The following is a 12,265-nucleotide window of genomic DNA, read 5'->3' as shown; positions in this document are numbered from 1 at the left end:
GCTGGATGCGGGCGCTGAAGGAACATCTTCCCGAGACAGAGATCGTGCTGCGCCCCGAGCGCGCCGACGACCCCGCCATCCGGTACGCCGTCGTGTGGAAGCAACCGCCCGGTGTGCTCTCGGAACTGCCGAACCTTTCCGCCATCTTCTCGCTCGGCGCCGGCGTCGACCATATCCTCGCGGACCGAACCGTGCCGGATGCGCCGATCGTGCGCGTCGTCGCCGAGGACCTCACGAGCCGCATGAGCGAATACGTCGTCTGGCGCGTGCTCGACCATTTCCGCAAGGGCTCGACCTATCGTGCACAGCAGGCGGCGGGGCTCTGGAACGAGCATCGCCAGCCGGCGGCCGGCGATGTGACGGTCGGCATCCTCGGCCTCGGCGAACTGGGGCGCGACGCGGCCGCCAAGCTGCGCACGATCGGCTTCAAGGTCGCCGGCTGGAGCCGCACCGAGCGCCGGATCGAGGGCATCACGACCTTTCACGGCGCAGAGGGCCTCGCCGAATGCCTCGCGGTGAGCGACATCCTTGTCGTGCTCCTGCCGCTGACGCCGCAGACGCGCGGCCTCATCGACGACGATTTCCTGTCGCGCCTGAAGACCGAGACGCCGCTCGGACGCCCGGTGCTCATCAACGCGGGGCGCGGCGGCCTTCAGCTCGATTCGGCAATCCTTCGCGCGCTCAATGACGGGCGACTGATGGAAGCCTCACTCGACGTGTTCGAGCGCGAACCGCTTCCGCGCGACAGTGCGCTATGGCGCCATCCTCAGGTGTTCGTGACGCCGCACGCCGCCGCCTCGTCCGATCCCGCGGCCCTCGCACCGCTCATTGCGAGGCAGATCGCGGCGCATGAGCGCGGCGAGCCGCTGGAGAACGTCGTGGATCGGCAGGCGGGCTACTGATCGACTGAAGGGGTGGCCTTCGCCGCCCCGCCGCCCCGCCCCGCTGCGTTCAGTCGGCGTGGCCGTTGCGGGCCAGCCAGTCGCGCATCTGGGCGATCTCGGTCTCCTGCGCAGAGACGATCTCCTCGGCAAGTGCGGCCAGTTCCGGGTCGTCACCGTACTGAAGAACGATCTTCGCCATGTCGATCGCCCCCTGGTGATGCGGGATCATCGAGCGCACGAAATCGACATCGGCATCGCCCGTGAGCTCGACCGCCATGTCCTCGTGCATCTTCGCGTTCGCCGCCTCGAAGGCCTGTGTTGACGGGCTGGCCTCGCCGGACTGGGCACTGCCCGTCGCCGAATGGTCCATCGTCGAATGATCGATCTCCTGCGCCAGCGCCGGGGCGGCGGCGACGACGAGAGCGGCGGCCGCGAGGAAAAGCTTCATGTCGATGCTCCACATTGAGGAAGCCTATGAAGTGGGCCTTCCAGCAGGAGGAAGGTCAAGCGTCGAGTGACATGGGGCGGGCGATGGAGGTGACCGGCGAGTCCTTGGCCTCGTATCGCGCGAGCGCATCGGCCAACGGCTCGATCGCCGTCATCATGTGATGGGCGTTGGCGTGAAGGAGCTGCGTCTCGTCGGCCATGATGCCGACATGCCCCTTCCAGAAGACGAGGTCCCCGCGCCGGCGGCGGGCCGCGGGATCGAGCGGCGCGGCCCAACGTTCCTGCATGTCGGCATCGCGCGGGGCGTCGATACCGGCCTGCGCCAGCGAGAGCTGCACGAGGCCCGAACAGTCGATGCCGAGCGCCGACTTGCCGCCCCATAGGTATGGCGCCCCGAGGAGCCGCGCGGCCACGGCGACGAAGTCTTCCGCAACATCGCCTGCTGGCACGAGATGCTGCGCGACGACGGCGCCGAAAGGTTCGACGAGGACGTAGGACGCGTTGTGGTCCCGCGTCGTCCCGCGCTCGGCGATGAGCGCGCCCATCGGCAGAGCGTGCAGCGGCGGCAGCTTGATGTCCGGTCCGGGGAAGACGAGCGTGCGCGGCGCGTCGACGCGCCACCGCGGCGACGTCTGCGGCGCAGCGGCAAGAGCCTCGCTCTCCATCCAACCGACATAACCGTCGCCGGCCAGCTGAACCCATGCCCACCCCTCGCCTTCGTCCTCGAAGACCGTGACGCGTTCGCCGCAAAGCGCCTGCGTCTCCAGCGGCGCGTCGGCCGCCGGGCGGCGGCGAAGATCGGCGAGCGGGACGCGAACGGTCATCGCACGACCATCGACGAAGCGCGCGGCCTCGACGCGACCCTTCAGGCGCGAATCGGCAAGGTCCGAGCGAAAGGCGTTGAGGCGCGGGTCGAGATTCATGGGTTGCAGTGATCCGGACTTTCGATCGGCGCAGTCAGCGCGGCAGGAGGGCAGCTTCCGCGACGAGCCTGTCGGCCATGCGCGAGACGAAGAGGCTGCCCTTCACCGTGCGCCGCACGAGGACGTTGCGAAGATCGGCCGGATCGCGGCGGCGCTCCACGAGCTCCAGCCGGCCCATCGTGTCGAGCGCGCGCGTAACGACGGGTTTCGTGACGTTGAGCCGCCCGGCGAGCCCCCGCACCGTATGGGGTGGCGGCTCGAGATAGACGGTGAGCAGGATCGCCGTCTGGCGCACGGTCAGGTCCTGCTCGGCCTCGCGCGCTTGGCGAAGAGCGTTCTGGTGCAGGAGCCGCAGGGCCTGCGCGGGCCGCATCTCGATACCCATGGAGCTGCCGTCGCGCTCTCGTTTCGGAACCGGTTCGGAGCTTATGCCCGAGCGAAGGCGACGGCAAGGCGGTGCGGCAGGATGCCTTTACCCGCCGTAGCGTGACGCCATCACGGAGAAGAGCGCGCGGATGCCCTGCGCCTCGCCGCCGACCGGGCCGGTCGGCCCGGCCTTCGGACGCCAGCCATACACGTCGAGATGCGTCCAGCTCGCGGCCTTCTCCACGAAGCCCTGCAGGAAGAGCGCCGCCGTCACCGAACCGGCCATACCGTCCGTCGTCACATTGTTGGTGTCGGCGATCTTCGAGGCGAGGTTCGCCTTGTAGGGCGCCCAGAGCGGCATGCGCCACAGCGGATCGTGCTGGGCACGCGCGGCGTCGGCAAGCGCCGACGCGAACGTCTCGTCATCAGTGTAGAAGGGCGGCAGGTCCGGCCCGAGTGCGACGCGCGCCGCGCCCGTGAGCGTCGCCATGTCGATCAGGATCTGCGGCGCCTCCTCGTCGCCGAGCGCCAACGCGTCGGCGAGGATCAGGCGTCCTTCGGCGTCGGTGTTGCCGATCTCCACCGTCTTGCCCTTGCGGCTGTGAAGCACGTCTCCCGGCCGGAAGGCGTTGCCGGAGATGGCGTTCTCCACGGCCGGGACGAGGACGCGCAGGCGCACGGGCAGGCGATGCGCCATGACGAGGCGCGCCAGGCCGAGAACGTTGGCGGCGCCGCCCATGTCCTTCTTCATCAGGAGCATGCCCGAGGCGGGCTTGATATCGAGGCCGCCCGTGTCGAAGGCGACGCCCTTGCCGACGAGCGTCACGCGCGGCGCGGCCTCCTCGCCCCAGGTCAGATCGACGAGACGTGGCGCCTCGGCGCTCGCGCGGCCGACCGCGTGGATCATCGGCAGATTGGCACCGAGCAGATCGTCGCCGATCGTGGCGGAGACCTGCGCCCCGAACTCCGCGCCGAGAGCGCGGATCGCGGCCTCGATGCCGGCGGGGCCGAGATCGCTCGTCGGCGTGTTGACGAGATCGCGCACCAGCGTCGTGGCGCGCGCGGCCTCGGCGGCACGGCCCGCATCGGCGCCCGCGACGAAGAGACGTCCGGCAGCGTTCACGCCTGGGGCGGCGCGATAGCGCTCGAAGCGATAGCCGCCGTTGAGGAAGGCGAGCGCGGTAAGGTCCGGATCGAGCGCTTCGCCGGCCTCCAGCACCCAGTCGCCCTCCGGCAGGACGCCGGCCAACGCACCCGCGAGCATCGAGCGCGCCGGCAGCGCCTCGCGCCGCGCGCCGAGGCCGAGAAGCGCACCGGCGGGCGTCCCGTCTTCGCCCGGCAGAAGCAAGACCGCGCCGGCCGATCCGGTGAAGCCGTGCGCCTTCGCCCAGGCTGCCGCCGCGCCGTCCAGCGTCGAGGTCTCGCCGGTGAACACAGGCGTGACGGCGAGCGCGTCGCTCGGTCGTTCGGTCAGGAGGCGATCGGTCATGAGGGGGCTCCTTGCGGAAATTCGACAGGCTGGATTCGGGCTCGCGGCCGCACGGTTCGCGCGCCCAGCCTCTTAACGCACCGTTAGGGTTAACGAAATATTGTCCGTACCAACGGTCCCTTCTTCCCTGCCTGTCCCCTCCACCGGAGCGCCCCATGACGAGACGCCAGACCCTGACGCGACGCGCGCGCTTCGGCTCGCCCGGAACAGCCGCAATTTTCGGCCTCGCAGCTCTGGCGGCGCTTTCGGGCTGCACCCGAACCTCGCCGATGCACACCGGATCGATCTCGACGGCCCCGACCACCGCGCCGCAGGCGATCGCTGCGATGAACGCGGCCGAGCTCGGCAATGTCGCGCGCACCTACGGCGCCTCCTACCAGGCAGACCCGCAGAACAAGGCGACAGGCCTCGCCTACGCGTCCTCGCTCCAGATGACCGGGCGCAACGACCAGTCGCTGGCCGTGATGCAGCAGATGGCGATCGCCCACCCCGAGGATCGCGACGTGCTCGCCGCCTATGGCAAGGCGCTGGCGGCGGCGGGCGACCTGCCGAGGGCGCTGGAAACGGTGCGCCGCGCGCAGACGCCGGACTATCCGGACTGGCGGCTTCTCTCGACCGAGGGCGCGATCCTCGATCAGCTCGGCCAGCCGGGGCCGGCGCGCGCGCTGTTCCAGCGGGCGCTCGAGATCCAGCCGAACGAGCCGTCCGTCCTGTCCAACCTCGGCATGTCCCATCTTCTGGCCAACGACCTGCCGTCGGCGGAGCGCTACCTCAAGAGCGCCGTCGGCCAGTTCGGCGCGGACAGCCGCGTGCGCCAGAACCTCGCGCTCGTCGTCGGCTTGCAGGGCCGCTTCGACGAGGCTGAGCGTATCGCCGCCGGAGAGCTTTCGGCCGAGGAAGCGTCGGCGAACGTCGCCTTCCTGCGCACGCTCCTTTCCCAGCGCAACACCTGGTCGGAGCTCGAAAGCGAGAACCGCGCCTGACGACCCATCCCGGCACCGAACGGAGAAAGGGCCCGGCATCGCTGCCGGGCCCTTCTCTTTTCATGCACGCGGAAGTCGATCAGGGCATGCCGACGGTCTGGATGATCGCCGGGCCGATGATCACGGCGAAGAGCACAGGCAGGAAGAAGACGATCATCGGCACCGTCAGCTTGGGCGGCAGGGCGGCCGCCTTCTTCTCGGCAAGGTTCATGCGCGCGTCGCGGTTCTCCTGGGAGAGCGTGCGAAGCGCGGTGCCGAGCGGCGTGCCGTAGCGCTCGGCCTGGATCAGCGCCATGCAAACCGAACGAACCGCCTCCAGGCCCGTGCGCTGGGTCAAGTTCTCGTAGGCCTGCCGGCGTTCGGGCAGGTAGGAGAGTTCGGCGGTAAGGAGTACCAGCTCCTCGGCCAGCGGGACGGACTGGATACCGATCTCGTCGGCCACGCGCCGAAAGGCCGCCTCGATGGAGTTGCCCGATTCCACGCAGATGAGGAGCAGGTCCAGCGCGTCCGGCCAGGCGCGCGTGATGGACAGGATGCGCTTGGACTTGAGGTTCGAGACGTAGATGATCGGCGCGTAGAAGCCCGCATAGCCGACGCCGACACAGACGGCGAGGCGCAGCATGAACGGACTTTCCGCCAAGAGGCCGAGACCGAAGATGTAGAGCGCGCCGAGGACGAGGAAGGCGAGCGAGAGCACGACGCGCGCGAAGAGAAACATCGTCAGCGCGCGCTTCGAGCGAAGGCCCGCGACACGCAGGTTCTGGATCGTCTTCTCGTCGGCCAGCGCCTTCTTGAGGTCGAGCACGGCGACGACCTTGGCGGCGAAGCCTTCCTCGCGCTGACGAAGCGACGCGCCTCGCGTCTCCTTCTCCGCATTGAGGCGCGCTCGCTCGCGGGCGCGCACCTGTTCGCGCTCGAGCGCGACCGCCTTCATTCGGCTCTTCAACGGGTTGCCCACGATGATCGGCATCGCGACGGAGACGAGCGTCGTGAACACGGCCACCGCCACGAGGACGCCGACGACAGCCTGCGGCGAGACGCCGAACGAGGAAAGGAAATCCATTCGCAGTTCCTTCCCGTCAGAAATCGAAGGCGATCATGCGCTTCATCACGAAGACGCCCACGGCCATCCAGAACGCGGAGGCCGCGAGGATCATCTGTCCGGTGAGCGAAGTGAAAAGGACGGCGATGTAGTCCGGCGTCGTCAGCCAGACGAGGACGGCCACCACCACCGGAAGCGCGCCGATGATGCCGCCGGAAGCCTTAGCCTCCATCGACATCGCCTGGATCTTCATCTTCATCTTCTTGCGCTCGCGCAGGACGCGGCTGAGATTGCCGAGTGCCTCGGACAGATTGCCGCCGGCCTGCGCCTGGATCGAAATGACGATGGAGAAGAAATTCGTCTCCGACAAAGGCATGTTCTGGTAGAGCCGGTCCACCGCCTCGGCCGTCGAAAGGCCCATCTGCTGCGCCTCGACCACGCGCTTGAACTCGGAGCGCACGGGCTCCTTGGCCTCGGAGGCGATCATGCGCATCGTGTCGTTCAGCGGCAGGCCGGACTTGATGCCGCGCACGATGAGGTCCACCGCGTTCGCGAATTCCTCGATGAAGGCGAGCTGCCGGCGCTTGCGCAGGCGCGACAGGATCAGGCGCGGAAGACCGTAGCCGCCCACGATGCCCGCCCCCAGCGCAACGAGAAGCGAAAGCCCGAACAGGACTGCGAGCAGAAACGACAGGAGGCCGGCGCCGATGCTGAGAAGCACGAAGCCGGTCATCGACAGCGCCAGTCCGGCCTGTGCGATCTGCTTCTCGATCGAGGCCTTGTTCGTCGCCTTGGAATGGGCCTTCTGCTTGTCGTCGACGGCCTTCAGCGAAGCCTGGAGGTTGCGCCGGCGCTTGGCGACTTCGGCGACCCGATCGCGCGCGGCGCGCTTGGAGACGGCGTCCGTCTCCGCGCCTTTCATCTGCGTGAGGCGAGACTTGGCGTTCTTCTCCATCGCGATGCGAGGTTGGAAAAGCGCATAGAGGAGTGCGCCGACCGAAAGGCCCGCCAGGAGCGCGAAGAGGATGGCGGTCATCATGACAGGCCGAGTTCCTCTTCGCGGGCGGCCGAGGCGTCGAGGGCGGCGGCGAGGCGCTGCTCCTCGTTGAAGTAGCGCGCCTTGTCCCAGAAAGCCGGGCGTCCGATGCCGGTGGAGCGATGGCGGCCGACGAGGTTGCCGCGCGCGTCCTCGCCCATGATGTCGTAGACGAACAGGTCCTGCGTGATGATGACGTCGCCCTCCATCCCGAGAACCTCGGTGATGTGGGTGATGCGGCGCGACCCGTCGCGAAGGCGCGCGGCCTGCACGATGACGTCCACCGAGCCGACGATGATCTCGCGCACGGTGCGCGCGGGCAGCGAGAAGCCGCCCATCGCGATCATGGATTCGATGCGGTTCAGGCACTCGCGCGGCGAGTTGGAGTGGATCGTGCCCATCGAGCCGTCGTGGCCGGTGTTCATCGCCTGCAGGAGATCGAACACCTCGGGGCCGCGCACCTCGCCGACGATGATGCGCTCGGGGCGCATGCGCAGGCAGTTCTTGACGAGATCGCGCATGGTGATCTCGCCCTCGCCCTCGATGTTGGGCGGGCGCGTCTCGAGGCGCACGACGTGAGGCTGCTGGAGCTGGAGTTCGGCCGAGTCCTCGCAGGTGATGATGCGCTCGTCGGCGTCGATGTAGCGCGTCAGGCAGTTCAGGAGCGTCGTCTTGCCCGAGCCCGTGCCGCCGGAAATGACGACGTTGCAGCGGACGCGGCCGATGATCTGGAGGATCGCCGCGCCCTCGGGCGTGATCGTCCCGTATTTGACGAGCTGGTCGAGGGTCAGCTTGTCCTTCTTGAACTTGCGGATGGTGAGGACGGCCCCGTCGATGGCGAGCGGCGGCGCGATGACGTTGACGCGCGAGCCGTCGGGCAGGCGCGCATCGCAGATCGGCGAGGTCTCGTCCACGCGCCGGCCGACCTGGGACACGATGCGCTGGCAGATGTTGAGGAGCTGCTGGTTGTCGCGGAAGCGGATACCCGCCTCCTGAACCTTGCCGTTGACCTCGATGAAGGACTGCCGCGAGCCGTTGATCATGATGTCGGCGATGTCGTCGCGCGCCAGAAGCGGCTCGAGCGGGCCGTAGCCGAGGACGTCGTTGCAGATGTCGGAGAGCAGATCCTCCTGCTCCGCGATCGTCATGGCGAAGTTCTTGATCGCCACGATGTCGTTGACGATGTCGCGGATCTCCTCCTTCGCGGCCTCGGTGTCGAGGCGGGCGAGCTGGGAGAGGTCGATCGTGTCGATCAGGGCGGCGAAGACACGTGTCTTCGTCTCGTAATAGCTGTCGGGCCGGGCATTCGCGGGAGCAGCGGCCGGCTGCGGCGCAGCGGACGCCTCGCGCGCAGGCACCGGCACCGGCGTCGGTGCCGCAGCCGGTTTTGGCGCGCTCTGAGGCCCGCTCTGGGCCGCGGGCGCGGAAACGGGCGCCTGCGGCCGGGGGGCTGGCGCTGCGACGACGGGCTCCTGTCCGCGCTTTCCGAACATCGATCGCTACTTTCGTCAGGGCTTCGCGGCGGCCGCCCCGAGAAGGGACGCAGCGCCGGGCCGGTTACTTCCGGCGGATGAGGTCGAGGAGGCTCGCTCGGCCCGTCCGTTTTGCGCGCTTCTCGTTGCCGCGGCCGGTCAGCGCGCGGGCGATCCCGGAGACGGTCTCGTTCACGGGATGCTTGGCGTCGGTCTCCGACAGCATGCGTCCGTTGTTGGCGGCCGTTCCGAAGAGCTGCGGCTCGAAGCCGATCGTGGCGAGCGCGCTCAGCCCGAGCGGGTCGAGGAATTCGTCCGGCGCGATCTCCGGGCGCTTGGGCACGCCGATCTGGTTGAGGATCAGGCGCGGCGGACGGTCGTTCGGGCGGCTCTTGCGCAGCGTGTCGACGAGGTTCTTCGCGTTGCGCAGATTGGCGAGATCGCAGCTCGCCGTGATGACGATCTCGTCCGCCTGCGTGAGAACCGAGCGCGTCCAGTCGTTCCAGCCGTGCGGCACGTCCAGCACCACGAAAGGCGTGGAGCGCTGCGCGGCCTCGATGAGCGTTGCGAAGGCATCGCTCTGGAAGTCGTAGGTGCGGTCGAGGATCGAGGGGGCGGCGAGAAGCGAAAGGCGTTCGGCGCATTTGGCGAGCAGCCTGTCGAGCAGCGCGTCGTCCATGCGGTCGGCCGAGAAAAGCGCCTCGGCGATGCCCTGAGCCGGGTCCTGGTCGAGATTGATGTTGGCCGTGCCGAAGGGCAAGTCGAGATCGGCGAGCAACACCTCGCTGGAGAGCTGGCGCGCGATCGACCAGGCGACGTTGTGGGCGATCGTGGATGAGCCGACGCCACCCTTGGCGCCGACGAATGCCAGCGTGCGCCCGAGGGGTTCGGCGTCCGGTGCGACGAAGATCTGGGAGATGATCGAGATGATGTCGGACAGGAGCACCGGCGCGACGAGATATTCGGAGATGCCCCGGCGCGTCAGCTCGCGGTACAGGAAAATGTCGTTGTGATGCCCGACGATGATGACCTTCGAACCCGGATCGCAGACCTCGGACAGCGTCTCGAGCTCGGCCAGGAGGGCGGTGGCCTCCAGCCGCGATTCCAGGATCATCAGGTTCGGCGTCGGCGCGCCGGCATAGTGCTCGAGCGCGGCACGGATGCCCCCCTGCTGCACGCGGACATGCGCCTTGGCCATGCGCCGGTCCTGCCCGGCCTGCTCGATGGCCGCGCGCACCTCTTCGCTCTCGCAGAAGGCCTGGACGGAGATGCGCGGCACGGGGCGCAGCACGGCGAGGGTTCTCTCCTCGTGGCCGAGGCCCTCGTCGCGCAGGTCGGCGCCCGCCAGATGGGAGGACGTCACCGCTACCATTGGTAGTTCACCTCGCTGCCTCTCGGCGGTGTCGACGGGTTCTGCCCGGCGCGATAGCGCTCGATCGCGGTGGTTCGGCGCTCGGCGTCGATCTCGCTCATGCCGCGTGGCGACAGGAGGTCGCGCGGGTCCGCGATCTGCGCCGCGAGATTGGACTGCGAGGCGCAGCCGAAATTGAAGTAGTTCCTGTTGTCGTGCGTGTTGCCGAGGTCTTCCGGCCAGCGCCCGCACGGAGCGACACTCGCCTGGAGCGTGGAGTAGGCGAGCTTGATCGGCACCGGGCCCGAGACGTCCGATGCCGGATAGGGCGTGACGAGGATGCGGTCGTGTGGCACGCCCTCGGCCCGCAGCGTGGAGACGACGTCCGTCGCCGCCAGCCGACTCGCCGCGTCATTGAAGCCGCCGGTGGGCACCATCACCCGCATCGCCGCCCCATTCGACTGGCGGAAACTCGAGGCGAAGGACACCACCCGGGAGCGTGCGCCGTGGTTCAGCTTGGTATCGGAGGCCGTCACCGGGATGTCGAGCGTGCGCTCGCCTTCGCCCACCACGATCGGATGCCGGGTGCGGTAGTCGTCCGGCACCGCCCCGACCTCGACGTTGTGGACGTTGGCGCAGCCCGAAAGAAGCCCGAGCGCGAGAAGCGGGAGGAGAAGCCGGGTCATTTGTAGATGTATCCGACGATGCCGTTGTAGCGGCCGGGAGGAAGGGAGGTTTCCATCGCGCCATAGACGCGGTTGATGCGGCCGAGGAAGTTGGCCGAGCCGTCCGAGGTGAAGGCGAGGCCATCATCAGGGCGCGCGAGATCCTGCCGCGCGACTGGACGCACGAGATAGGGCGTGACGATGACGACGAGTTCGGTCTCGTAGCGCTGGAAGTCCCGGCTCCTGAACAGCGTGCCGAGAATCGGCAGCTTGGAGAGCCCCGGGTAGCCGGAAATGACCTGCCGCACCTCGTCGCGCACGAGGCCCGCGATGACGATGGAGCCTCCGGAAGGAAGCTCGACGGTGGTGTCTGCGAGGCGCCGACGGATGCCAATGATCGAAAGCGAGTTCACGCCGGCGCCGCCGCTCGCGTTGAACGGGGTTTCAAAGGTTGGCTCGGAGACAGCGGTCCGAACCTTCAGGGAGATGCGACCGGGCGAGAGGACGACCGGGGTGAAGTCGAGGCCGATGCCGTAGTCGATCTGCTCCGTCCGAACGTTGACCGTGCCTTCCTCGATCTCGGTATCGACGATCTGCCCTTGGTCGTTGCGGATGTTGGTCCGACGATCGGGCGTCACAGTGCGCCCGCGCGGCACGGTGAACTCGCCGCCGACCTTGAAGGTCGCGCTTTCACCCGAGATCGCGGTCAGGCTCGGCTCGGCCAACGTGCGCATCACGCCGGCCTGTTCAAGGGCTCGCAACTGCGCTGAAATGCCGTTGCCGCTTGAGCCTCCGTTAGAGAGCGCCGCGCCCGTGCTGGAGATCGCGTTGCCGAGGCCGAATGGATTGTCGGAGGCCGCCGAGAAGCTGACGCCATCGATCGAGCCGACGCCGACCCCGTCAATGCCCAGTTGCTTGACGACGGAGCGCTGGACTTCGGCGACGGTCACCTTCAGCGTGACCTGGTCCTCGCCCTGGATCTGCAGGAGGTTCACGATCTGCGAGCGCTGACGCTGCTCGCCGAGCTGCGAGACACCGCCGCCACCTGCGGTGCTCGAGGGCCCGGACACGGACTGGATGTACTGGCTCGTCGTCGCCTCGCCGCCCGTCACATAGATCTGCGCCAGCTGGACGGCCTGTGCGGCATCCTGCGAGGTCAGCACCGTGCCGGTCAGCACGACGTTGTCGTTCAGCATCTCGGCGCGCACCTGCGAGTTCGGCAGGAAGCGGCGGATCGTCGATTCGAGGCCCGAAATGTCGCGCTCGATGCGAAGATCGAGGACGGCGACCTCACGGCCTTCCGCATCGAAGACGAAGATGTTCGTCTGCCCGACCCGCTTCCCGAAGATGTAGATGCGCCGCGCCGTGCGCGTTACCGCGTCGGCGACCGCCGGATTGGCGACGAGGATGTCGTGCGCATCGCGGGGCAGGTCGATGACCTTGGACTTGTCGAGCCCGAGCGAGACCGTCTGCTGGGGGCGCGTGATCTGCACGACGCTTTCCTGCGCGAAGCCGGGCGCGGTCGGCGCGACGACCGCAGCGGCGAGGCCTGCGAGCATAAGACGGGCGATCGGAAGGGAGTGGCGGAGCCGCATCGTGATCGTCCG

The 12,265-nt window shown here is 68.3% G+C and carries 12 protein-coding genes; 2 read left to right on the top strand and 10 right to left on the bottom strand.

All coding sequences use genetic code 11. From position 1 onward, the window contains the following. Positions 1 to 5: 5 nt before the first annotated feature. Entirely contained in the window at positions 6 to 902 is an 897-nt protein-coding gene (locus H1343_RS04335; protein ID WP_185985477.1) for a 2-hydroxyacid dehydrogenase, read from the top strand. Positions 903 to 951: 49 nt separating this feature from the next. Here H1343_RS04335 and copM read toward each other — a convergent pair whose 3' ends face one another. The 4 genes from copM to H1343_RS04315 form a co-directional block, all read right to left on the bottom strand. Continuing rightward, positions 952 to 1,332, bottom strand: coding sequence for a CopM family metallochaperone (copM, locus tag H1343_RS04330; protein WP_246333316.1), 381 nt, complete (start codon positions 1,330 to 1,332; stop codon positions 952 to 954). Between the two features lie 55 nt (positions 1,333 to 1,387). Continuing rightward, positions 1,388 to 2,254, bottom strand: a complete 867-nt coding sequence (locus tag H1343_RS04325; RefSeq protein WP_185984709.1) for a C40 family peptidase — start codon at positions 2,252 to 2,254, stop codon at positions 1,388 to 1,390. Between the two features lie 34 nt (positions 2,255 to 2,288). Further along, on the bottom strand, positions 2,289 to 2,639 hold the full coding sequence (locus tag H1343_RS04320) for a MarR family winged helix-turn-helix transcriptional regulator (RefSeq protein WP_185984708.1): 351 nt from the start codon (positions 2,637 to 2,639) through the stop codon (positions 2,289 to 2,291). 87 nt (positions 2,640 to 2,726) lie between these two features. Then, positions 2,727 to 4,109, bottom strand: a complete 1,383-nt coding sequence (locus tag H1343_RS04315; RefSeq protein WP_185984707.1) for a leucyl aminopeptidase family protein — start codon at positions 4,107 to 4,109, stop codon at positions 2,727 to 2,729. Between the two features lie 155 nt (positions 4,110 to 4,264). Between H1343_RS04315 and H1343_RS04310 the strand changes: the two genes are divergently transcribed. Continuing rightward, the gene (locus H1343_RS04310) at positions 4,265 to 5,092 is read left to right on the top strand and encodes a tetratricopeptide repeat protein (RefSeq protein WP_185984706.1); all 828 of its coding nucleotides are present in this window, start codon (positions 4,265 to 4,267) and stop codon (positions 5,090 to 5,092) included. 79 nt (positions 5,093 to 5,171) lie between these two features. Here the strand turns inward: H1343_RS04310 and H1343_RS04305 are convergent, their stop codons facing one another. From H1343_RS04305 to H1343_RS04280, 6 genes are all read right to left on the bottom strand, one after another. Next, the gene (locus tag H1343_RS04305) at positions 5,172 to 6,155 is read right to left on the bottom strand and encodes a type II secretion system F family protein (protein ID WP_185984705.1); all 984 of its coding nucleotides are present in this window, start codon (positions 6,153 to 6,155) and stop codon (positions 5,172 to 5,174) included. Positions 6,156 to 6,171: 16 nt separating this feature from the next. Continuing rightward, positions 6,172 to 7,170, bottom strand: a complete 999-nt coding sequence (locus tag H1343_RS04300; protein ID WP_425484651.1) for a type II secretion system F family protein — start codon at positions 7,168 to 7,170, stop codon at positions 6,172 to 6,174. Continuing rightward, on the bottom strand, positions 7,170 to 8,663 hold the full coding sequence (locus H1343_RS04295; RefSeq protein WP_185984703.1) for a TadA family conjugal transfer-associated ATPase: 1,494 nt from the start codon (positions 8,661 to 8,663) through the stop codon (positions 7,170 to 7,172). The genes H1343_RS04300 and H1343_RS04295 overlap by 1 nt, the downstream gene beginning before the upstream one ends. Positions 8,664 to 8,727: 64 nt before the next feature. Continuing rightward, a complete protein-coding gene (locus tag H1343_RS04290; RefSeq protein WP_185984702.1) occupies positions 8,728 to 10,014 on the bottom strand; it encodes a CpaE/TadZ family protein in 1,287 nt (428 codons plus the stop codon). Beyond that, a complete protein-coding gene (locus tag H1343_RS04285) occupies positions 10,008 to 10,679 on the bottom strand; it encodes a CpaD family pilus assembly protein (protein ID WP_185984701.1) in 672 nt (223 codons plus the stop codon). Before H1343_RS04285 ends, H1343_RS04290 begins: the two co-directional genes overlap by 7 nt. After that, a complete protein-coding gene (locus H1343_RS04280; protein ID WP_185984700.1) occupies positions 10,676 to 12,253 on the bottom strand; it encodes a type II and III secretion system protein family protein in 1,578 nt (525 codons plus the stop codon). The genes H1343_RS04285 and H1343_RS04280 overlap by 4 nt, the downstream gene beginning before the upstream one ends. Positions 12,254 to 12,265 lie beyond the last annotated feature (12 nt).

It is taken from the genome of Aureimonas mangrovi (genome assembly GCF_014058705.1).
GTDB classification, from domain to species: Bacteria; Pseudomonadota; Alphaproteobacteria; order Rhizobiales; family Rhizobiaceae; genus Aureimonas; species Aureimonas mangrovi.
Note: the sequence above shows the minus strand (reverse complement) of the source record. Positions and strands in the feature narration are given on the sequence as shown.

What these genes read in the sequence shown, in the direction of transcription:
- H1343_RS04305 (WP_185984705.1), bottom strand. Translation starts at nt 6,155, where the DNA reads ATGGATTTCCTTTCCTCGTTCGGCGTCTCGCCGCAGGCTGTCGTCGGC.
- H1343_RS04285 (WP_185984701.1), bottom strand. Translation starts at nt 10,679, where the DNA reads ATGACCCGGCTTCTCCTCCCGCTTCTCGCGCTCGGGCTTCTTTCGGGC.
- H1343_RS04295 (WP_185984703.1), bottom strand. Translation starts at nt 8,663, where the DNA reads ATGTTCGGAAAGCGCGGACAGGAGCCCGTCGTCGCAGCGCCAGCCCCC.
- H1343_RS04320 (WP_185984708.1), bottom strand. Translation starts at nt 2,639, where the DNA reads ATGGGTATCGAGATGCGGCCCGCGCAGGCCCTGCGGCTCCTGCACCAG.
- H1343_RS04280 (WP_185984700.1), bottom strand. Translation starts at nt 12,253, where the DNA reads ATGCGGCTCCGCCACTCCCTTCCGATCGCCCGTCTTATGCTCGCAGGC.
- H1343_RS04300 (WP_425484651.1), bottom strand. Translation starts at nt 7,170, where the DNA reads ATGACCGCCATCCTCTTCGCGCTCCTGGCGGGCCTTTCGGTCGGCGCA.
- H1343_RS04290 (WP_185984702.1), bottom strand. Translation starts at nt 10,014, where the DNA reads ATGGTAGCGGTGACGTCCTCCCATCTGGCGGGCGCCGACCTGCGCGAC.
- H1343_RS04335 (WP_185985477.1), top strand. Translation starts at nt 6, where the DNA reads ATGCGGGCGCTGAAGGAACATCTTCCCGAGACAGAGATCGTGCTGCGC.
- H1343_RS04315 (WP_185984707.1), bottom strand. Translation starts at nt 4,109, where the DNA reads ATGACCGATCGCCTCCTGACCGAACGACCGAGCGACGCGCTCGCCGTC.
- H1343_RS04325 (WP_185984709.1), bottom strand. Translation starts at nt 2,254, where the DNA reads ATGAATCTCGACCCGCGCCTCAACGCCTTTCGCTCGGACCTTGCCGAT.
- copM (WP_246333316.1), bottom strand. Translation starts at nt 1,332, where the DNA reads ATGAAGCTTTTCCTCGCGGCCGCCGCTCTCGTCGTCGCCGCCGCCCCG.
- H1343_RS04310 (WP_185984706.1), top strand. Translation starts at nt 4,265, where the DNA reads ATGACGAGACGCCAGACCCTGACGCGACGCGCGCGCTTCGGCTCGCCC.